Below are 20,277 nucleotides of genomic sequence, written 5' to 3'. Positions count from 1 at the left end.
CAGCACGAGGGTCTTCGCAGCTGCGCTGCAGCAAGCATTCATCGATTCATTTTCATACAGGAGGGGACAACGTGGCTATTCGCAGGGCGCTTATCAGCGTATCGGACAAGACCGGCATCGTTGAGTTCGCGAGGGAGCTGGCGGCAGCCGGCGTACAGATCATCTCCACCGGGGGCACGCACAGCCTGCTGGAGAAGGAAGGCATCCCGGTCATCGGCATCTCCGAGGTGACGGGCTTCCCGGAAATCATGGACGGCCGCGTCAAGACGCTGCATCCGGCCGTGCACAGCGGACTGCTCGCCGTGCGCGACAACGAGGAGCATCAGCGCGCCATCCGCGAGCTCGGCCTCGACTACATCGACCTCGTCGTCGTCAACCTGTACCCGTTCGCGGCGACGATCGCAAAGCCCGACGTGACGTACGAGGACGCCATCGAGAACATCGACATCGGCGGCCCGACGATGCTGCGCTCCGCGGCCAAAAACCACGCCTTCGTCACCGTCGTCGTCGACGCCGCCGATTACGAGGGCGTGCTGGGCGAAATCAAGCAGGGCGGCGACACGTCGCTGGACACGCGCAAGCGTCTCGCGGCCAAGGTGTTCCGCCATACCGGCGCGTACGACGCGCTCATCGGCGACTACCTGTCCAAGCTCGGCGGCGACCCGCTGCCGGAGCGCTACACGGTCACGTACGAAAAAGTGCAGGACCTGCGCTACGGGGAGAACCCGCATCAGCGCGCCGCCTTCTATCGCCGGCCGCTGGCCTCGGAGGGCAACGTCACGACCGCCGAGCAGCTGCACGGCAAGGAGCTCAGCTACAACAACATCAATGACGCCAACGCGGCGCTCGCCATCGTCAAGGAGTTCAGCGAGCCGGCCGTCGTCGCCGTCAAGCATATGAATCCGTGCGGAGTCGGCGTCGGCGCCGACATCCACGAGGCCTACCAGAAAGCGTACGCAGCCGACCCGACGTCCATCTTCGGCGGCATCGTCGCGGCGAACCGCATGATCGGCGAGGAGACGGCGCAGCTTCTTTCGGAGATTTTCCTGGAAATCATCCTCGCGCCCGACTACACGCCGGAGGCGCTGGACATCCTCAGCCGCAAGAAGAACATCCGCCTGCTCCGCACCGGGGAGCTCGCCTCGGCCGAGGGCCGCAAGAGCGACTGGGTCGTGACGAGCGTCGAGGGCGGCATGGTCGTGCAGGAGAGCGACGTGCACAGCATCTCCGAAGCCGATCTGAAGGTCGTCACCGAGCGCCAGCCGACCGCCGAGGAGATGAAGCAGCTGCTGTTCGGCTGGAAGGTCGTCAAGCATGTCAAGTCGAACGCGATCCTGCTGGCCAAGGACGATCGGACCGTCGGCGTCGGCGCCGGCCAGATGAACCGGGTCGGCGCGGCCCGCATCGCCATCGAGCAGGCAGGTGAGCAGGCCAAGGGAGCGGCGCTCGCGTCGGACGCGTTCTTCCCGATGGGCGATACGGTCGAGCTCGCGGCCAAGGCGGGCATCACCGCGATCATCCAGCCGGGCGGCTCGATCAAGGACGAGGAGTCGATCCGGGCGGCCAACGAGCACGGCATCGCGATGGTGTTCACCGGCGTGCGCCACTTCAAGCACTAAGGCGGCGAGGGCGCTTCGGCGTCCTTTTCGTGTTATCCGAGATCGATCGCCTCATAGGTCCACTTCATTTCAAGGAGGAGTTTGCATTGCGTATTCTGGTCATCGGCGGCGGAGGCCGCGAGCATGCGATCGTCTGGTCGCTGGCCAAAAGCCACAAAGTCAAGGAGCTGCTCTGCGCCCCCGGCAACGCCGGCATCGCGGAGCTGGCCGAATGCGTGCCGATCGCGGTCGACCACTTCGACGATCTCGTGCAGCTGGCGCGGGAGCGCGAGATCGACCTCGTCTTCGTCGGCCCGGACGATCCGCTGGCGGCGGGCATCGTCGACGCGTTCCAGGACGCGGGCATCCCTGCGTTCGGACCGGACCGCAAGGCGGCGGAGATCGAGGGCAGCAAGATTTTCATGAAGGACCTGCTTCGCAAATACGGCATCCCGACTGCCCGCTACGAGTCGTTCACGGACTTCGAGGCGGCGCTCGCCTACCTGCGGACGCAGCAGGCGCCGATCGTCGTCAAGGCCGACGGCCTCGCCGCGGGCAAGGGCGTCACCGTGGCGGCGACGCTGGACGAGGCTGAAGAGGCGCTGCGCGGCATGATGCTCGGCGGCGTGTTCGGCGCATCGGGCAGCCAGGTCGTCATCGAGGAGTTCATGACCGGACAGGAGATGAGCATCCTCGCCTTCGTCGACGGCGAGACGGTGCGCGCGATGGTGCCGGCGCAGGACCACAAGCCGATCTTCGACGGGGACAAAGGGCCGAATACCGGCGGCATGGGCACGTACTCGCCGCTGCCGCATCTGCCTCAGGCGCTCGTGGACGACGCCATCGTGAATATCATCGAGCCGACAGCGCGCGCGATGGTCGCCGAGGGCCGGCCTTTCCGCGGCGTGCTGTTCGCCGGGCTCATGCTGACGCCGGACGGCGTCAAGACGGTCGAATTCAACGCCCGCATGGGCGATCCGGAGACGCAGGTCGTGCTGCCGCGTCTGGAGACGGACCTGCTCGACATCGTGCTCGCCGCCATGGAAGGGCGTTTGGCCGACATCGAGATCAAGTGGAAGGACGAGGCCGCCGTCTGCGTCATCGCCGCGAGCGAGGGCTATCCGGGCTCCTATCCGAAAGGCCGGCCGATCTCCGGGCTGGAGGCGGCCAAGGAAGCGGGGGCACTCGTCTTCCACGCCGGCACGGCGGAGAAGGACGGCGAGATCGTGACGAGCGGGGGCCGCGTGCTCGGCATCGTCGGGCTCGGCCGCGACATCGCCGAGGCGCGCGAGCGCGCGTACGAAGCGGCGGGCTTGATCTCGTTCGAAGGCATGCAGCGCCGCAGCGACATCGCCATGAAGGCGCTCAAGGCGGCCGGGCAGGCATAACCGCCCGATCGCCCTCCGCCGCGCTTGCCCCCCGGAGGGGGAAAGTCGAATCCAAGGCATATTTCTGCCGTGGATCGGGCGCAATCATGCGGGAGAGCCGAACCCAAGGCATATTTCCGCCGTGGATCGACTGCAATCAGGCTGGAGAGCCGAATCCAAGGCACATTTCTGTCTTGGATCGGGCGCAATCAGGCTGGAGAACCGAATCCAAGGCATATTTCTGCCTTGGATTCGGCACCTTCCGCCTCAACATACGTTTTAAAAGCGTTCCTCTACCTGAATCAGGTAGAGGAACGCTTTTTTTCTTCGTCTCATCCTGAAGGCTGTCGCTTAATCCGGCTGCTAGTGCTCTGCGGCAACACGCTGGAGAATTGTTTCATCACTTGATGAAAGCGCTGACATATTTTTTTATCTTCATAATATCCTGACAAAGGGATAACAAATCTTCCTTAACGTAGGGGATATGAGCCCAGAATCGGCCCGCACGGCCGACTATCCGACAAAGGCGGTGGACAACCTTCCATGAGCAGCTCTCCCGTTGATCCCTCCCGGCCGCAGCACCGGACCGGCCCCGGAGCCGCCGCAAGCGTCCCAGACGCATCCGGGCTCCGCACGCCATCCGACGCATCCAGCCCTCTCGCGACGTCCAGCGCCTCCACGCTCGGCGGCGCAAGCGCCGCAGGCCCGTCCGAGCTCCGCGACACGTCCGGCGCATCCGCCCCCGGCGTCGCCGCAAGCGCCGCAGGCCCGTCCGAGCTCCGCGACACGCCCGGCGCATCCGCCCCCGGCGTCGCCGCAAGCGCGGCCGGCCCGCGCGCCGCAGCGCGCACCGCCCGGCTCCGCCGCTGGCGCGAGCAGGCGCTCGGCTATGCTTTCCTCGCGCCGTCGCTGGCCGTGTTCGCCGTATTCCTTTTCTACCCGATGCTCCGCTCCATCTATCTCAGCTTCCAGCTGACCGATCCGCGCGGCCGCGTCGCCGCCTACGCGGGCTGGGACAACTATACCGGCATGCTGCAGTCGTCCGCGTTCTGGAACAGCCTGCTCGTCACGCTCCAGTTCACCTTGCTGACCGTGCCGGCCGGCCTCGCGCTCGGCCTGCTCTGCGCCAGTCTCGTCCACTCGGCCGGGCGGGGGCGAAGCGCGCTGCGCTTCCTGTTCTCGCTGCCGCTCGCGATGTCCGTCAGCACGGCCTCCATCATCTGGATGATCCTCTATCATCCGTCGCTCGGCATGCTCAACTACTTGCTGCTGCAGCTCGGCCTCGATCCCGTGCAGTGGCTGACCGATCCCGGCAGCGCGCTCGGTTCCGTCTCGCTCATGACCGTGTGGATGAACTCGGGCTTCCCGTTCGTGCTGCTGCTGGCGGCGATCCAGGGACTGGACGGCGACGTGCTGGACAGCACCCGCATCGACGGAGCATCCGGATGGCGCACGTTCGTGTCGGTCAAGCTGCCGCTGCTGTCGCCGACGCTCTTTTTCCTCGCGGTCGTGTCGGTCATGAGCGCGTTCCAGTCGTTCGGACAGATCCACATCCTGACCAAGGGCGGACCTGCGGGGTCGACCGACGTGCTCGTCTATTCCATCTACCGCGAGGCGTTCGTCAACTACCAGTTCGGCACGGGCAGCGCGCTGGCGATCGTGCTGTTCGCGATCATGCTGCTGCTGACGCTCGTCCAGTTCCTCGTCCTCGGAAAGAAGGTGCATTACCAATGAGCGCCGTGTCTCCTTCTCCCGTCAAGCGGCCGGCACGTGCCGGCAGCGCCGCTCCATCGGCCGAGTTCCGCCGCTATGCCGCCTCCGCGCTGCGCTTCGTCCTGACCGCCGCGCTCGCGATGCTCACCGTCGCGCCGCTGCTCTACCTGCTGGCGCAGATTTTCATGACGCCGGCGGAGGCGTCGATGTACCCGCCGCGTCTGCTGCCGTCCGGGCTGGACACGTCCAGCCTGCGGCAGGCGATCGAGACGGTGCCGATCTTCGGCTTCATCGCCAACAGCTTCCTGCTCGCGAGCGCCGTCACCGTCCTGCAGGTGCTGTCGGCGGCGCTTGCCGCGTACGCGTTCGTCTACGTGCGCTTCGCCGGCAGCCGCTTCTGGTTCGCGCTGTTCATCAGCACGATGATGATTCCGTGGGAGGTGACGATCATCCCCAACTATCTCACGGTCAAAAGCTGGGGCTGGCTCGATACGTTCCCGGGCCTGATCGTCCCGTTCGCGGCGTCGGCGTTCGGCGTGTTCCTGCTCCGGCAGTTCTTCCTCCAGCTGCCGCGCGAGCTGTTCGAGGCGGCGCGCATCGACGGCTGCGGCCATCTGCGGCATTTCTTCTCCGTCGTGCTGCCGCTCTCCGGTCCGGCCGCCGCCTCGCTCGGCGTGTACGTGTTCCTGAACGGCTGGAACATGTACCTATGGCCGCTGCTCGTCACGAGCAGCGACGCGATGCGCACGGTGCAGATCGGCATCGCGATGCTGCAGTTCGAGGAGATGACGAGCTGGAACCTCGTGCTGTGCGGCGTCGCGCTCGTGCTCGTGCCGTCGCTGGTGCTGCTCGCGCTCGGCCTGCGTCCGCTCGTGCGCGGCATCACCGCCGGAGCGGTGAAGGGCTGAGCAAGCGCGGCAGGATATGCCGCGGCCGTCTTCCTACAGGGGAGCAGCCTGGAGCAGCCCCTTGAACCGCGTCAAGCACGAGCATGCCGTCCGCCGCCGCCTTCCCGGCGGGACTCGCGCAGCCCTCGAACCGCGCCGTGCAGCGTGGAGCCTTTTGCAGGCGTCCGCCCCTCGGGGCTTGCCATAGCGTCATTGCCAGCCGATCATTTCAACGAAAAAGGGAGAGATTGCACACATGGTCATCCGCAATTGGAAATGGGTGCTGCCGGCCGCGGCGGCGATGCTGATCCTGCCTCTGTCCGCCTGCGCGGGCAATCCGGACAACACGAGCGGAGGCGCGGCTTCGTCCGCCCCGAGCGCGACCGCCTCGCCGTCCGAGTCCCCGGCCGGAGGCGAAGCTTCGAGCGAGCCGGCCAAACAGCCGGTGAAGGTCGTCTGGTGGCACTCGATGAGCGGCGAGCTCGGCAAGGCCGCGGACGCGCTCGTCAGCGGCTTCAACTCGTCCCAGCCGGATGTGCAGGTCGAGGCGGTGTATCAGGGCACGTACGACGAGAGCCTCAACAAGATGAAGGCGTCGATGGACGCCAAGTCCGGCCCGTCGCTCATCCAGGTGTACGAGATCGGCTCCCGCTTCATGATCGACTCCGGCGCGGTGACGCCGGTGCAGCAGTTCATCGACGCGGAAGGCTACGACGTCGGCTCGCTGGAGCCGAACATCCGGGGCTACTACACGTTCGGCGGCAAGCAGTACTCGATGCCTTTCAACACGTCCAACCCGATCCTGTACTACAACAAGGACCTGTTCAAGGCGGCCGGGCTCGATCCGGAAAAGCCTCCGGCCACCTACCAGGAAGTCGCCGACGCCGCGAAGGCGCTCACCAAGGACGGCGTGACCGGCGCTTCGTTCGCCATCTACGGCTGGTTCATGGAGCAGCTGCTCGCCGCCCAGGGCAAGGAGCTCGTCAACAACGGCAACGGCCGCGACAGCGCCGCCACCGAATCGCTCGTGAACCAGGAGGCGGCGGTGAAGACGCTGGAGTGGTGGAAAGGGCTCGTCGACGCCAAGACCGCGCTCAACCTCGGCCGCAAGACCGACGACACGAAAAAGGCGTTCCTCGCCGGCCAAGTGGCGATGACGCTGGATTCCACGGCGGGCCTGCGCGGCATCGTCGACGGCGCGGCCGGCAAGTTCGAGGTCGGCACGGCGTTCCTGCCGCGTCCGTCCGCCGATACCGAGGGCGGAGTCGTCGTCGGCGGCGCGAGCCTGTGGGTGCTGAACAACAAGCCGGCCGAGGAGCAGCAGGCGGCGTGGGCCTTCATCAAGTACCTGGCCGAGCCGGCGACGCAGGCTCAGTGGCATATCAACACAGGGTATTTCCCGATTACGACCAAGGCGTACGACGAGCAGGCGGTCAAGGACAACCTCGTCAAGTACCCGCAGTTCCAGACGGCTGTCGACCAGCTGCACGCCTCCAAGCCGAGCACGGCCAGCCAAGGCGCCGTCATGGGCGTGTTCCCGGAAGCGCGCCAGCTCGTCGAAGGCGCGATCGAGGAGGCGTTCACCGGCAAGAAGGACGCCAAGGCCGCGCTGGACGGCGCCGCCAAGCAGATCACGGACAAGATCGCCGTCTACAACAAGACCGTCGCGAAGTAATCCGCATCGACTCGTGGAGAGGAAGCAAGGCCCTGACGCCGGGAGGACCCGGCTCGTCAGGGCTTTTTGCGCTGCGGCAGGGGAGGGGAGTCCGGCACGCCGCACGAAGGAAGTCCCGACCCCGTCGTCGCGCTCCTGCGAGCCCGGCACGCCGCACGAAGGAAGTCCCGACCCCGTCGTCGCGCTCCATCGAGCCCGGCACGTCGCATGAAGGAAGCCCCGACCCCGTCGTCGTGCTCCTGCGAGCCCGGCACGCCGCACGACGGAAGTCCCGACCCCGTCGTCGAGCTCCATCGAGCCCGGCTTGCCGCATGAAGGAAGTCCCGACCCCTTCGTCGCGCTCCTGTGAGCCCGGCACGCCGCACGAAGGAAGTCCCGACCCCTTCGTCGCGCTCCGTCGAATCCGGCACGCCGCATGAAGGAAGTCTCGACCCCGTCGTCGAGCTCCATCGAGCCCGGCACGCCGCATGAAGGAAGTCCCGACCCCGTCGTCGCGCTCCTGCGAGCCCGGCACGCCGCATGAAGGAAGTCCCGACCCCGTCGTCGTGCTCCTGCGAGCCCGGCACGCCGTATGAAGGAAGTCTCGACCCCGTCGTCGAGCTTCTTCGAGTCCGGCACGCCGCATGAAGGAAGTCCCGACTCGATCGCCGTCCTTCCTGTGCGCTCAGGCTCTCCTCACTCCGCCGCACGGCTTGTCCGCGCCTCGCCGGCTTCTCCCGCAGGAAATTCGGGCTCCGAATTTCGCCTGCACCTGCAACTTATCCGGCTTCCCGCTCCGTCTGAGGTGTTACCGGATTGTAACTCCTTGCCGATATTTGTCCGGTACGATAGAGCTATCTTACGAGAGTTAGGAGCACCTCAGATGAACCCCATTTGTCTTTTCTTGTCGAAAAACGTCCCAAATCGCAGCCACGCTGCGAATGATAGAAATAGAATGCATCCGCAGAAACCGAACGGCGGCGCGGCGGTCCGCCGGCGCGCCCCACAGGCGGCGGCGCTCGCCGCTCTGACCGCGCTCGCGCTGGCGGCCGGCGGCTGCGGCAGCGCCGACCATGTCGAGGCCGGCGGCTTCCAGCCTGCCGCCTCGGCCACGCCATCGCCCGGCGTGGCCTCGCCGTCGGCCACGCCAACGCCGCCTTCCTCGCCGTCGCCGCATCCATCGGCCGGGTCCGGCGGGACATCGCCGCATCCGTCGGCGCCTTCCGATCACGGCTCCAAGCAGCCGTCCCCATCCAAGCGGCCGAGCACCGTGACCGGCGATACGTACGGGCTGCCGCCGGCCGGCCCGCTTGCCGAGCCGAACGACGGGCGAGCGCATACCGCCAAGCTGGAGAAGGGCACGAAGGCGGTCGCGCTGACGTTCGACGACGGGCCGGATGCGGCCACGACGGTCGAGATTCTCGACATTCTCCAGAAAGAGAAGGTCAAGGCGACCTTTTTCGTCGTCGGCACGCAAGTGAAGAAGCATCCCGAGGTCATGCGGCGCATCGTGGACGAAGGGCACGCGCTCGGCAACCATACGACGAATCATCCCGACCTCTCAAAAAGAGGAAGGACAAAGATCCTGCAAGAAATCAAGGATAATGATACACTTATTCAAAAAGCCGTCGGCATCACGCCGACGATGTTCCGTCCGCCGTACGGCGCGACGTCGGCCGAGCTGAAGTCGATCCTCAGCCAAGGCAGCCGCACGGAAGTGCTCTGGAACGTGGATACGAGGGACTGGGCGGGCACGTCGGTCAAGACGATGAGGGCGAACGTCGCGGAGCATACGAAGCCCGGCAGCGTCATCCTCATGCACTCCTTCGGCAGCAAGCTGCATACGGCGGAACTGCTGCCGCTCATCATCGAGGATCTCAAGGCGAAGGGCTACCGCTTCGTGACGCCGGACCAGCTCGGCTGACCGGCGCGCGGGGAGACCGCGGAGCGACGGCCGGGATGACGGCTGTGACTTCTGGCTGCCGGTGGCGGCGACGACTAGACGACGAAGGCGAAGGAGGCGCGGAAACGAACGTGAGCAACAGCCGCTTCAGCAATAAAGGACGCTTCAGCCCAGCCCGCAGCGGCGCCGGCAAGCCGCTGCGGCTGCTCGCGCTGCTCGGAGCTTGCGCGCTCGCCCTGTCCGGCTGCCGCTATACGGCCGCGCCTGCCGATCTGCTCAGGCCGCCCAAGGAGGCGCCGCAGGCCGGAGGCATGAGCTCCAGCCTCAAGCAGCTGCTGCCGGCGGGCAGCTCGCTCGCGCTGCCCGCGCGCGAGCGGCAGCCGGAGGCGATCCGCTCCATCGATCTCGACGGCGACGGATCGCCCGAGGCCGTCCTGACGTACAGCGATGCCTACGGCAGCTCGCGCATCCTGATCGCCCGCCGGGAAGCCGGCGAATGGAAGACGTGGGCGCTGCTGCGCTCCGCGATGGGGACGAGCCTCGAGTGGCTGAGCTTCATCGACATGGACGGGGACAAGCGGCCGGAGATCCTCGCCGGCTGGCGCGTCAGCCAGCCCGGCAACAGCTTCATCTGGCAGCAGTACGAGGTGCAGGTCTATTCGGCCTCCAAGCCTTCGTTCGAGGAGTCGGAGGAGGGCAGGCTGCTGCGGCCGGTCGCGGAGCTCGGCTACGAGGCGGGCGATACGGGCGACGTCGACGGAGACGGGCGTCAGGAGCTCGTGCTCGTCCGCCGGCCGGGCAGCCCGAACGAGCCGATGCTGGAGGTGCACCGCTTCGCGGATGGCAAGCTCGCCCGCGCCGCGACGCTGCCGCTGCAGCCGGACGCGACGCTGTACGAGCGGCTGGCGATCGGTCGCATCGCCAAGGACCGGTTCGGCATCATCGCGGAAGCCGGCGCAGGCGCGCATTCGTCGCTGACGCTCATGGCCGGATGGTACGGCGATCGCTTGGAGCAGGTCTATCCGCCTGCCGACGAGCCCGACCTCGGCTTCAACATGAGCCCCGTGCTCAACACCGACATCAACGGCGACGGCATCCTCGAATGGAGCCGCCAGGTCGAGGCGCCGGGCCAGCCCGAGGGCACGGCCTATGCCGACTTGATTACGTATACCGAATGGACCCAGTGGAGCGGGCTGAGGCCGCAGGATGCCGGTTTCTCCCGCAAGGACATGTTCCTGCCGGTCACGCTGGAATACAACGACTACAGCTATGGCGTCTCGGTGCAGATTCCGTCCCGCTGGAGAGGACAGTTCACGCTGTCGCGGCCCGGCGAGGAGACCGACGCGATCATTCAGCTGGATTACTACAACGCCAAGAGCGGAGCGATCGCTCCGCTCTGGACGCTGTACGGCATCCCGGTCAAGGAGTGGGGAAGCTGGTCCGCCGGCATGGAAGGACAAGGACGCAAGCCGGCGAACCTGCGCACGGCAGGCGGCTTTGTCTATGCGGCCGTCGAGGAGCCCAAGCCGAAGGCCGAGGACGGCTGGTCGGCGACCGACTTGAACCGCTACGACGCGATGAGGCTGACGGGCGAGCAGCTCGCTTCTTCCGTGCGGCTGCAGCCGGGGGACTGATGGGACAGGACGGATGGGGGAAAGGGGGGGATGAAGGCGGTGAAGATCCTGCTGGTAGAGGACGAAGAGGCGATCCGCGGCTTCGTGCGGATCAATCTGAAGCGCGCGGACATGGAGCCGATCGAGGCCGGCAGCGGCGAGCAGGCGCTGCGGCTCGTCGCGGAGCAGGGCCCGCCGGACATCGCCCTGCTGGACATCATGCTGCCCGGCCTGTCCGGGCTTGAGGTCTGCTCGGCGCTGCGCGAGGCCTACCCGGAGATGGGCATCATCATGCTGACGGCCAAGTCGCAGGAGACGGACAAGATCGAGGCGCTGGAGCTCGGCGCGGACGACTACATCCAAAAGCCGTTCAGCCCCGGCGAGCTGATGGCGCGCATCCGCTCGCTGCAGCGGCGGATGCGGGTCGGCGCGTGGCGGAGGTCTGCGCCTGCGGCGGAGCTGCCGCAGCAGTCCGAGGCTGCGGCTGCCTCCGAGTGGCCGGCAAGCGTGCCGGGAACGGCGCTGCCGCCCGCTCCGGCGGAAGCGCAGGCGTTCGCTCCGGCAGCCGTCGGCGCCGGACTCGGCGACGCGTCGCTTCGATCGGCGGCGGCCCAGGCTGCCGCTCCGCTGCGAGCCGGCCACGCCGCCGAGGCTGCCGCGACGCCGGCGGCGGCGCTGCCGCCGCTCGGGAGGCCGAGCGGCGCCGGGACTCTCGCCGCTGCCGCGACGCCTGCGGCGATCCACGCCGGCGATCCGTTCCGGCTGGCCGACCGCCGCCTCTGGAAGCACGGGCGCGAGATCGTGCTGACGCCGACCGAGCGGTCGCTCGTCGAGCTGCTGCTGGAGCGGCGCGGCAAAAGCGTCAGCCGCGACGAGATTTTGAGCGAGGTATGGGGAAGGTACTACGTCGGCGATCTCAAGGTCGTCGACGTCAACATCCGGCGCCTCCGCCAAAAGGTCGAGGATGATCCGTCCGAGCCGGCGATCATCGAGACGGTATGGGGCTTCGGCTATCGGTGGAACAGGAGCGATCCGGAATGAGGAGCCTGCGGACCAAGATGGTGTTCAGCTACCTGCTGCTTATCTTCCTGACCGTCGTCGTGCTCGGCGGCGTGTTCCTGACGCTGATCTGGAACTACTACTACGGCAGCGCCTCGAGCGCGATGAAGCAGCGCGTCGTCACTTCGATGTCGCTGCATGCGCGCGCGATGCAGTGGATGTCGACCAACGAGCGGGCGAGCTACATGCTGCAGAGCATGGCCGAGGCGGACACCCGGATCCAGCTGCTGCAGCCCGACGGCATGATGTTCCTCGACTCGGACGGCTTCAGCGACAACCGCACGATCCGCACGCCCGATGTCGTAAAGGCTGCCGAGGGGGATACGAGCACCTGGATCGGCAAGGACGAGACGAGCGGCGAGCGCATCGTCGCCGCCTCCGCGCCGCTGCTGCGGGAGGGCCGCATCATCTCGGTCGTCCGCTATACGGCGGCGCTCGGCGAGGTCGACCGGATGGTGACGCTGCTCGTCCGCATGACGCTGCTTACCGGCGCGGCCGTCATCCTGCTGTTCCTGGCGCTCAGCATCTGGATGGCGAACCGCATCGTCCGGCCGCTGCGGGAGCTGACCCGCCGGGCGCGCCACATGGCGGACGGCGACTGGCAGCTCGGCGTAAGCGGCCGGCGGGGGCGGGACGAGATCGGCCAGCTGTCCGACACGCTGCATACGCTGGCCGTCGAGCTGAACAAGCGGGAGAAGCTCAAGAACGACTTCATCTCCTCCGTCTCGCATGAGCTGCGGACTCCGCTCACCTCCATCAAAGGCTGGAGCGAGACGTTGGCCGATCCGGGCTCCCGGCGCGAAGAGGTGCAGGAGGGACTCGGCATCATCGCGCGCGAGACGGAGCGGCTGACCGGGCTCGTGGAGGATCTGCTGGATTTCTCCAATCTCAGCTCCGGCAGCATGGATCTGCATGTGGAGGAGCTGGACCTGAACCTCCCTGTCCGCGAATGCGTCACGCAGCAGGCCGTCCGCCAGGAGGAGACCGGCGTGCGCCTGCTCAGCCTGCTGGAGCCCGCGCCGCTGCATGTGCGGGGCGACGCGAACCGGCTGCGCCAGGTGCTCATCAATCTGATCGACAACGCCTTCAAGTTCACGCCGGAGGGCGGATCGATCCGGGTCAGCGCCCATCGCGAGGGTGCCGAGGCGGTGCTGCTTGTCGCCGACAGCGGCGTCGGCATCGCCCCGGAGGATCTGCCCCATGTGACGGACAAGTTCTACAAGGGCTTGTCGGCGCGTCCCGGCAGCGGACTCGGACTGGCGATCTGCAAGGAGATCGCCGAGCAGCACGGTGGCTCGCTGCGCATCGGCAGCGAGCCGGGGGCCGGCACGACGGTCGAGCTGCGCCTGCCTTTGACGGGCGGATCCGACCTGCCCCCGGCAGGCTGACGCCGCCGTCATTGCTTGTAGAACAGTGCCTTCCGGTTGACCAGCACGAAGATGCAAGCGATGATGAGAGCGGCCGCGATCATCGCGGATACCCAGTGGCGCACGAGCCAGCTCAGCAGAGCTTCCATGAGGATGCCTCCTTCAACGTTCGATGTTCCATCTACTGCTAGTATGGACCGCCGCCGCCGATCCATGCGGGCGACGCGAAAAGGGCCGTCCTCCACGTCGTTGTCGACGCGGAGGACGGCCCTTTTCGGACTGGCGGAGGACGGCCGGGGAATCCCGCGACCTATGCCGGGACAACCCGTCCGGGCGAGGCCGCCTCTTCCGGCTCAAGTCTCGGCGGCCTCCGGAGGAGAGGCCGGCAGCCAGTCCTGCGACCAGCGGGCGATCTCGCTTACGATCGGCTCCAACGCGCGGCCTTTGTCCGTCAGCGAATATTCGATGCGCACGGGCATCTCCGGATAGACGGCCCGCAGCACGACCCCCTCGGCCTCCAGCTCCTTGAGCCGTTCGGCGAGCATCTTGCCGCTCAGATTGGGCAGCGAGTCCTCGATGCGGGCGAACCGCTGCGGCCCGGCGAGCAGCTTGAAGACGATCAGCGTCGTCCAGCGCTTGCTGAGCAGGTCGACGGCTTTTTCGAAGCGCGGGCAGAGCTCCATGTCCGGCCTTGACATTCCATCACCTCATTCGAATTCTTCTCATTATACTGCTGTTACACCGCCGTCACAAACGGCAAACAAGAAGATCGATTGACAACCGAACGGGAGGGATGGTAAGCTGAACTCATCTAAACCCGATTAAACAGGTTGGAATTATATAGGATTGAAATCGCGCTTGCAAAGGATGGATCGAACGATGGAAAAACAACTGATTCTGCGCCATGAAGGGCTGGAGCTCACCGCCACGCTGCACTATCCCGCCGCGTCTTCGGCGGTCGAGAGCGAGCGGCGGCCCGTCGTCGTCATCTGCCACGGCTTCATCGGCAGCCGGATCGGCGTCGACCGTCTGTTCGTGAAGACCGCCCGCGCGCTGGCCGCCCAAGGCTCGTTCGTCCTGCGCTTCGACTACGGCGGCTGCGGCGAGAGCAGCGGCAGCTACGGGGCGCTCGGCTTCGGCTCGATGATCGGCCAGACGCGCGCCGCGCTCGACTATGTGCTGGCGATGGATTGCGTCGACCCGCAGCGGGTGACGCTGCTCGGCCACAGCTTGGGCGGAGCGGTGGCGCTCCATACCGCCGTCAAGGACAAGCGCGTGAACCGGCTCATCCTCTGGTCGGCCGTCGGATATCCGTTCAACGACATCGTGCGGCTGGTCGGGCGCGGCGGGTACGACGAGGCCGTGCTCAAGGGCTCGACCGACCATGCGGGCTACACGCTGGAGCCTGCGTTTTTCGACTCGCTGCAGCAGCATCAGCCGTTCCAGGCGGCGGCGCGCTTCGGCGGGGACGTGCTGCTCGTGCACGGGACGAGCGACGACGTCATTCCGGCCGATTACAGCTTCCTCTACCAGAAGCTGTTCTGGACGCGCGGCGACGGCCTGTGCGACAAGGAGATCATTTTCCAGGCGGATCACACCTACTCGACCCGCTCGCATCAGGAGGAGGCGATCCGCGTCAGCGCCGACTGGCTCGCCAAGCTGGAGAAGCGGCATGAGCAGTGGCTCGACTGGAGCATCTGACCGTTCGTCAGGGCTTGTATTTCCCGGCGTTCTCCAGGTCGACCCGCACTTCGGCCAGCCGCAGCGACTCGGGCTTCAGCAGCAGCCGCTCGCCTTTGCCGGTCCGCTCCTCCCACTGGCGGGGATGCCTGCGGTAGATCATCTCTTCCAGCTCGAACAGGTCGATTCCCCGGCTCAGAGCGCTCCGATAAGCGGATGCGATCTGGGCCTCGATCATTTTTGCGGCCGCCGCTTCCACTTCCTTCATGGGAGCTTTCGTCTGGCGCGTCGACAGCACGCCCTTGAGCCGCACGCGGGCTTCGAAGATCGGCTCTCCCTGCGCGTCCGTCTTGTAGCGCAGCTTGACCTTCGTGCCCGTGAAATTGGCGAATCCGTAGTCGACGCCGTCCTGCACGATCTCGACCATGTAGCGCTTCATGCGCGGATTCATCCAATGCCAGCCTTCCAGCTCGCGGAACGGCAGCCTTGCCGAGTACTCGGACTTGCGGTAGAAGAACGCTCCGGCCAGCTTCATCTCCGGATGGGGCGTCTCGTCCTTCTCCCAGGCGCGCTCCTCGAGCGCGAGCTCCGGCACATAGGCGTTCATGGCGGGGTGCTGCAGCTCCCTCAGCAGCGTGAACAGGTAGACCGGCTCGATGTCGGATTTCTGGCCGTAGCTCGTCTCGGGCGAGTGCAGCAGCGTCGTCGTGTTGGACATGTTGAAGAACGATTTCGTGATGAAGATCCGGTCGAGCTTTTGGCGCGTCCCGAACACCCAGATGTTCATGCGGCTGTCCGGATAGCCGGCGATCAGCTCGGAGATGTCTTCGCTCGACAGGACACCGAGCGCCTTTTCCGTCAGGAGCAGAGCCGTCACATGGGAGTAGTCCAGATCCTGCTGCGAGCTGTCCATCAGTCTCGTGTTCGCCTCGCCGATGCTCCTGCCCGACCCGTGGCCGGTCCAGATCGGAACTTCCTTGCCGCCGCCAGAGCCCATCTCCGGCTTCGACTCGTTGGCAAAATCAAGCATCTGCACGTACATCGTATAGATGCCGTCGGCGTAGTCGATGCCGATCGCCTTGATGTAGATGCGGCTCGACGTCGTATCGCCGCGGCAGCCGGCGAGCAGCAGCAGCAGCATGAAGGCTGCGGCGAAGCGCGGGAAGCACATGGCAACGATCCCCTCATTTCAACGGTTTGCGCGTGCGGAGCGCCTCGGCGCGGCGAGGATGCTTGCGGAACGGCAGGATGAACAGCCCCGGCAGCAGGTCGCGGAACTGGATCGGCGCGATCGGAGCCAGGTACGGCATGCCGAACGACTGGATCCGGGTCAGGTACACGAGCACGCTGATGGCCGAAATCATGAAGCCGAAAAAGCCGAGCGCCGAGCAGGCCGCATACACGTAGAAGCGGATCAGCGTCACCGCTCCGGTCAGCGACTGGTTGACCAGCGTCGAGCCGGCGACGAACGTCATGGCCGCCATGACGATCATGACGGGCGAGATGAGGCCGGCCCGCACGGCCGCGTCGCCGATGATGAGGCCGCCGACGACCGTCAGCGTCTGGCCGATCGCTCCCGGCAGCCGGGCTCCCGCCTCTCGGAAGATTTCGATCAGCAGCAAGGCGAGGAACATCTCCTGGATGGTCGACAGCGGCAGCCCCTCGCGCGAGTTCAGGATCGTCGCGAGCAGGCTGAATGGAATCTGGTCGACGTGGAAGACGGCCAAGGCGACATAAAGCCCGGGCAGGAAGCAGGTGACGAGCAGGCAGATGTAGCGCAGCAGCCGCGTGAAATTCACGAAGAAGTAATTTTGCTGGGCGTCCTCGGCCGACTTCATCAGCAGGAACAGATTCGCCGGAGCGATGATGGCCGTCGGATTGCCGTCCAGCAGGATGACAACCCGCCCGCCGGCCAGGCACTGCGCGGCAAAATCCGGCCGGCCCGTATAAGAGGTCCGGGGCAGCAGCGACCAGGAGCGCCCGACGAGCAAGTCCTGCAGATGGCGGGTCGAAACGATGTCGTCCGCGCGGATGCGGGTCAGCTGGTCCCGGATCGTGTCCACAAGCTGCGGATCGGCGATGTCGGCCTCGTACAGAAGCGCGGCTTTCGTGCCCGAGCGTGTCCCGACGCACATCTGCTCGCAGCGCAGGCCGGGCGTGCGGAGCCGGTAGCGGATCAGCGCCGTGTTCGTCTGCAGCTGCTCGACGAAGCCGTCCTTCGGACCGCGCACCGACACCTCGGTCGCGGCCTCCGACGGCGATCGCCCCGGCACGACGCCGGCGGAGATCGACCACGCCTTCCGCTCGTTCTCGCAAAACAGGACGGCGTCGCCTTCGAAGATGAGGCGGAACACATAATCGCGCCAGGAGAGGAGCGGCGGATGCCGATCCGGCTCCTGCGGAAGCTTCAGCTCCTGCCATGCGCCCATGCCGGCCGGACGGTCGCCCGACGCATGGGCGGGCAGGCGGGCCGGCAGGCCGGCGCGGGCTTGGGGCAGGACGACCTTCTGCAGCAGCATCGGGTCCGCCATCGAGCTGGAGTAGACGAGAGTCAGCTCAGGCAAAGGCGCGTCGGGCGAGCCTTCCTGCGAGTCGTCCCGGCGCGCATCCGGCGCTTTCTGCGGCTCTTCGCCGCGCGCATCCGGCTCGTCCGAGCCGGATGGCCGTCCGGCTTCCTGCTGCTGCTTGGAGTCGGGGCTGAACCGAAGCACGGCCACGTCGTCGCTTCGCTCGAACCATTGGCGCAGCTCCTCCAGGGTCGGCAGACTGCGGGACGTTTCCTTCTCCGCTTCGCTTGCCGCAGAGGCGGAATTCGCCGGCTTCGGCCGGCCGTCGCGGGTTGGCTTCATCCTCGCCCCGCCTCCTTTCCGGAGGCCGGGACCGGTCCGCGCCAGCGCAGCAGCACCGCGATGACCGCCGTCAACGCCAGCACGACGCCGAGGAAGACGGGGTACTGGAACCGGATCAGGAACGTAATCAGCGCCGAATCGGTAATGGCTGAGCTGGAGAACGCCGTCACTGCGGCGGCCATGCCAACGAAAACAATCGTCAGTCCCCGCGCGCTGCGCGCCGGGCCGAGCTTAGCCGACAAGTAGAAAAGCAGCGAGATGCGAGCGAACGTGCTCGAAAGACGCTGGACGATCGCGAACAGATCGATATGCTCGATCGTTTTGCCGAGCGAGATCACCTTCCAGATTTCGAGCACCGGGCTCCGCAGCTTCTGCGCTTGCTCGGGCCCGAAGACGCTGATCGATACGGCGACGGGAATGAGCTGCAGCCAGCTGAGGAAAACGATCAGCAGAATGAGCTGATACAGCCGGATCTTCCCTTTGACCTCTTGCTGGACGAACAGGATGAGCCAGATTTCCAGCATTGCCGCGGCTGCGAGCGGAACGCCCCTCGCGGCGGGCCGAACTCCGTTCTCCAAAATCGGGAACAGCATGCGGATGTCGGCATTCGGCCAGTTCAGGACCAGCAGCAGCGAGTCCAGCAGGACTGCGATCGGCACGAGAAAGACGCAGGCATAGGCGATCGAGCGAAGTCCGCCGGAGGCGGTCCAGGCGCAGAGCGCCGCTGTCGATCCGGCGATGATCCAGATCGGCATGTGGCTCATGTAGCTGCGGACGGCGATATGCGCTGTTTCCCAGGACAAGGTGGAGGCCTGGACGAACAGCACGGCGATGACGAGCGCGCGCATCGTCCAGGAGGCGGCCCGGCCGAAGCGGTCGGCCAGCCATTGCTCGATCGGGACTCCGTTGAGCTTGCGAAGGATGTAGTAGAGGGCGCAGCACCAGAGCAGCACGGGCGGCAGCGCCAGCACGATCGCGACCCAGGCGTCGCTTCCCGACCGGGAAAAGATGAATGGCGGCGCGAGGATGTTCGCGACGCCTCCGCTGCTGAGCAGCAGCATGATGATGCAGACCCAGACGCTGATCCGGCTCGGGATCGGCATGTCCCGCCGCCTCCTTTCCGGTATGGTAGGGGCGACGACGCGAAAGCCGGCCCATGCCGGTAGTATGGATCGGCGCAGGCATCGCTATCCGTTGGAGGAAGGTTCTTGCAAGCCGAGGGGGGCGTCCGGCCGAGGCGAAAAAAGGTTTCCACGCGCTTCCTGCTGGTCTATGATGAAGTCGGGAGGGATGAACGCATGTCTGGAACCATGACCGGCAAAGGGCTTCTCTTGGCGGCGGCAGCGTCGATGCTGCTCTCCGCCTGCTCGCAAGCGGCCGACGCTCCGGCGGAGACGGCGGGGCCGCCGAGCGCGGTCGCATCGCCGACCGCATCGCCGAGCCCGACGCCGTCCGCGGCGCCCGCCTTCACGGCTCCTCTGACGGGAGAGGCGGCCCAGGGGCCGATCGACAGCCGTCCGTACCTCGTCATGATCAACAATCACGCCAAGGCGAGGCCGCAATCGGGGCTCGGCTCGGCGGACCTGGTGTACGAGGTGCTCGCAGAAGGCGAGATCACGCGTTTCCTGGCCGTATTCCAGAGCCGCGCCTTCGACGGAGCGATCGGACCGGTGCGCAGCATCCGGCCGTACTTCATCGACGTGGGCAAGAGCCTGGACGCGGTCCTGATCCACTCCGGCGGCAGCCCGGACGGATATGGGATGCTTTCGCGCGAGAAGCTCGACCATATGGACGAGATTACGAATGCGGGAGCGTATTTCTGGAGGGACAAGTCGAGGAAGGCGCCGCACAACCTCTATACCAGCCTGGAGAAGCTCGCCGCCGGCTCGGCCAAAAAGGGCTTCGAGACGACGCAGCGGGGCGCGGTCCGCACGCTGCCGTTCGTCTCTGATCCGGAGCAAGCGCCGCCGGGCCGTCCGTCCTCGGGGCTGGAGGTCACCTTCCTGCTGGAGTCGTACAAGGTGTCCTACGCCTACGACGCCGCGGCGCGGACGTACAAGCGGGCGATCAACGGGGAGCCGCATGTCGATCAGAACGACGGCAAGCAGCTGGAGGCGGCCAACGTCGTCGTGCTTGAGGCTCCGCATCGGGTGCTCGACGACGTCGGCCGGCGGGAGGTCGACCTGGACCAGGGCGGCCGGGCCGTGCTGTTCCAGCGCGGCTTGGCGCGGGACGTCGAGTGGAAGCGGGGCGGGGAGCAGGATCTGATCCGGTTTTACGAGTCGGAGACGGAGGTTCCGCTTTATCCCGGCCAGACGCATGTGCTGATCGTGCCGGAAAAGCCGGGGCTCGACCAGCGGCTTTCGGTTTTGCCTTGACGGTTGACGAAGATCGGCCCTGCCGCTTGCGGCAGGGTCTTTTCATGCCGTCTGGGCATAATGAGCCAGGACGAAAATTCGACAAAATTCGATCTTTTCACACGGTCCGCCTTTACAAAACCTTTACACCAAAAGGATGAACTGTGATAAGATAAGTGAGGCCTGAAAAGGGCTGTCTAACCATTTTTTTGAAAGCAAAGGGGACGAAC

The 20,277-nt window shown here is 66.1% G+C and carries 15 protein-coding genes and 1 pseudogene; 12 read left to right on the top strand and 4 right to left on the bottom strand.

Going from position 1 to position 20,277, the window contains the following annotated elements:
• The first annotated feature begins 71 nt into the window (after nucleotides 1-71).
• The 10 genes and pseudogenes from purH to HGI30_RS19815 all read left to right on the top strand — a co-directional run bounded on the left by purH (nucleotide 72) and on the right by HGI30_RS19815 (nucleotide 13,182).
• Complete coding sequence (purH, locus tag HGI30_RS19855; RefSeq protein ID WP_168909102.1) at nucleotides 72-1,619, top strand: bifunctional phosphoribosylaminoimidazolecarboxamide formyltransferase/IMP cyclohydrolase; 1,548 nt, start codon at nucleotides 72-74, stop codon at nucleotides 1,617-1,619.
• A gap of 86 nt (nucleotides 1,620-1,705) precedes the next feature.
• Nucleotides 1,706-2,986, top strand: a complete 1,281-nt coding sequence (gene purD / locus HGI30_RS19850; RefSeq protein WP_168909101.1) for a phosphoribosylamine--glycine ligase — start codon at nucleotides 1,706-1,708, stop codon at nucleotides 2,984-2,986.
• A 522-nt stretch (nucleotides 2,987-3,508) separates the two neighbouring features.
• Nucleotides 3,509-4,699 carry an ABC transporter permease subunit gene (locus HGI30_RS19845; RefSeq protein WP_168909100.1) on the top strand — a complete coding sequence of 397 codons (1,191 nt, stop codon included), beginning with the start codon at nucleotides 3,509-3,511 and terminating at the stop codon, nucleotides 4,697-4,699.
• Between the two features lie 119 nt (nucleotides 4,700-4,818).
• Nucleotides 4,819-5,586: a carbohydrate ABC transporter permease gene (locus tag HGI30_RS19840; RefSeq protein WP_168909998.1), complete on the top strand. Its 768-nt coding sequence runs from the start codon at nucleotides 4,819-4,821 to the stop codon at nucleotides 5,584-5,586.
• Between the two features lie 235 nt (nucleotides 5,587-5,821).
• On the top strand, nucleotides 5,822-7,240 hold the full coding sequence (locus HGI30_RS19835) for an ABC transporter substrate-binding protein (protein ID WP_235680208.1): 1,419 nt from the start codon (nucleotides 5,822-5,824) through the stop codon (nucleotides 7,238-7,240).
• Nucleotides 7,241-8,174: 934 nt separating this feature from the next.
• Nucleotides 8,175-9,143, top strand: a complete 969-nt coding sequence (locus tag HGI30_RS23065) for a polysaccharide deacetylase family protein (RefSeq protein ID WP_206109953.1) — start codon at nucleotides 8,175-8,177, stop codon at nucleotides 9,141-9,143.
• Nucleotides 9,144-9,253: 110 nt separating this feature from the next.
• Entirely contained in the window at nucleotides 9,254-10,756 is a 1,503-nt protein-coding gene (locus tag HGI30_RS19825) for an FG-GAP repeat domain-containing protein (protein ID WP_168909099.1), read from the top strand.
• A gap of 39 nt (nucleotides 10,757-10,795) precedes the next feature.
• Nucleotides 10,796-11,155 (top strand): annotated as a pseudogene (locus HGI30_RS23365) (response regulator transcription factor); the annotation flags it as partial.
• Entirely contained in the window at nucleotides 11,153-11,776 is a 624-nt protein-coding gene (locus HGI30_RS19820) for a winged helix-turn-helix domain-containing protein (RefSeq protein ID WP_235680463.1), read from the top strand. The pseudogene HGI30_RS23365 and the gene HGI30_RS19820, both read left to right, overlap by 3 nt.
• Nucleotides 11,773-13,182 carry a sensor histidine kinase gene (locus HGI30_RS19815; protein ID WP_168909098.1) on the top strand — a complete coding sequence of 470 codons (1,410 nt, stop codon included), beginning with the start codon at nucleotides 11,773-11,775 and terminating at the stop codon, nucleotides 13,180-13,182. The genes HGI30_RS19820 and HGI30_RS19815 overlap by 4 nt, the downstream gene beginning before the upstream one ends.
• 332 nt (nucleotides 13,183-13,514) lie before the next feature.
• Here HGI30_RS19815 and HGI30_RS19810 read toward each other — a convergent pair whose 3' ends face one another.
• Nucleotides 13,515-13,859 (bottom strand): winged helix-turn-helix transcriptional regulator, encoded by a 345-nt coding sequence (locus tag HGI30_RS19810; RefSeq protein ID WP_168909097.1) that lies wholly within the window; start codon nucleotides 13,857-13,859, stop codon nucleotides 13,515-13,517.
• 181 nt (nucleotides 13,860-14,040) lie between these two features.
• Here HGI30_RS19810 and HGI30_RS19805 point away from each other — a divergent pair, with 181 nt between their 5' ends.
• Nucleotides 14,041-14,862, top strand: a complete 822-nt coding sequence (locus tag HGI30_RS19805) for an alpha/beta hydrolase family protein (RefSeq protein ID WP_168909096.1) — start codon at nucleotides 14,041-14,043, stop codon at nucleotides 14,860-14,862.
• Nucleotides 14,863-14,869: 7 nt separating this feature from the next.
• On the opposite strand, the gene HGI30_RS19800 is transcribed toward HGI30_RS19805, so the two are convergent.
• Genes HGI30_RS19800 through HGI30_RS19790 form a run of 3 tightly spaced genes read right to left on the bottom strand, consistent with a single transcriptional unit; the run spans nucleotide 14,870 to nucleotide 18,793 of the window.
• Nucleotides 14,870-16,012, bottom strand: coding sequence for a Ger(x)C family spore germination protein (locus tag HGI30_RS19800; RefSeq protein WP_168909095.1), 1,143 nt, complete (start codon nucleotides 16,010-16,012; stop codon nucleotides 14,870-14,872).
• A 13-nt stretch (nucleotides 16,013-16,025) separates the two neighbouring features.
• Complete coding sequence (locus HGI30_RS19795) at nucleotides 16,026-17,690, bottom strand: spore germination protein (protein ID WP_168909094.1); 1,665 nt, start codon at nucleotides 17,688-17,690, stop codon at nucleotides 16,026-16,028.
• Complete coding sequence (locus tag HGI30_RS19790) at nucleotides 17,687-18,793, bottom strand: GerAB/ArcD/ProY family transporter (RefSeq protein WP_168909093.1); 1,107 nt, start codon at nucleotides 18,791-18,793, stop codon at nucleotides 17,687-17,689. Before HGI30_RS19790 ends, HGI30_RS19795 begins: the two co-directional genes overlap by 4 nt.
• A gap of 195 nt (nucleotides 18,794-18,988) precedes the next feature.
• On the opposite strand from HGI30_RS19790, the gene HGI30_RS19785 reads away from it, so the two are divergent.
• Nucleotides 18,989-20,068 carry a DUF3048 domain-containing protein gene (locus tag HGI30_RS19785; RefSeq protein ID WP_168909092.1) on the top strand — a complete coding sequence of 360 codons (1,080 nt, stop codon included), beginning with the start codon at nucleotides 18,989-18,991 and terminating at the stop codon, nucleotides 20,066-20,068.
• Nucleotides 20,069-20,277 lie beyond the last annotated feature (209 nt).

This window comes from Paenibacillus albicereus, assembly GCF_012676905.1.
In the GTDB taxonomy this organism is placed as follows: domain Bacteria; phylum Bacillota; class Bacilli; order Paenibacillales; family Paenibacillaceae; genus Paenibacillus_O; species Paenibacillus_O albicereus.
This window is presented reverse-complemented; position numbering and strand designations above follow the sequence as displayed.

Bases quoted from the DNA above. Each gene is read 5' to 3' on its own strand.
- HGI30_RS19845 (WP_168909100.1), top strand. From the start codon at position 3,509: ATGAGCAGCTCTCCCGTTGATCCCTCCCGGCCGCAGCACCGGACCGGC.
- HGI30_RS19840 (WP_168909998.1), top strand. From the start codon at position 4,819: ATGCTCACCGTCGCGCCGCTGCTCTACCTGCTGGCGCAGATTTTCATG.
- HGI30_RS19835 (WP_235680208.1), top strand. From the start codon at position 5,822: ATGGTCATCCGCAATTGGAAATGGGTGCTGCCGGCCGCGGCGGCGATG.
- HGI30_RS23065 (WP_206109953.1), top strand. From the start codon at position 8,175: ATGCATCCGCAGAAACCGAACGGCGGCGCGGCGGTCCGCCGGCGCGCC.
- HGI30_RS19820 (WP_235680463.1), top strand. From the start codon at position 11,153: ATGCGGGTCGGCGCGTGGCGGAGGTCTGCGCCTGCGGCGGAGCTGCCG.
- HGI30_RS19815 (WP_168909098.1), top strand. From the start codon at position 11,773: ATGAGGAGCCTGCGGACCAAGATGGTGTTCAGCTACCTGCTGCTTATC.
- HGI30_RS19810 (WP_168909097.1), bottom strand. From the start codon at position 13,859: ATGTCAAGGCCGGACATGGAGCTCTGCCCGCGCTTCGAAAAAGCCGTC.
- HGI30_RS19805 (WP_168909096.1), top strand. From the start codon at position 14,041: ATGGAAAAACAACTGATTCTGCGCCATGAAGGGCTGGAGCTCACCGCC.
- HGI30_RS19800 (WP_168909095.1), bottom strand. From the start codon at position 16,012: ATGTGCTTCCCGCGCTTCGCCGCAGCCTTCATGCTGCTGCTGCTGCTC.
- HGI30_RS19795 (WP_168909094.1), bottom strand. From the start codon at position 17,690: ATGAAGCCAACCCGCGACGGCCGGCCGAAGCCGGCGAATTCCGCCTCT.
- HGI30_RS19790 (WP_168909093.1), bottom strand. From the start codon at position 18,793: ATGCCGATCCCGAGCCGGATCAGCGTCTGGGTCTGCATCATCATGCTG.
- HGI30_RS19785 (WP_168909092.1), top strand. From the start codon at position 18,989: ATGTCTGGAACCATGACCGGCAAAGGGCTTCTCTTGGCGGCGGCAGCG.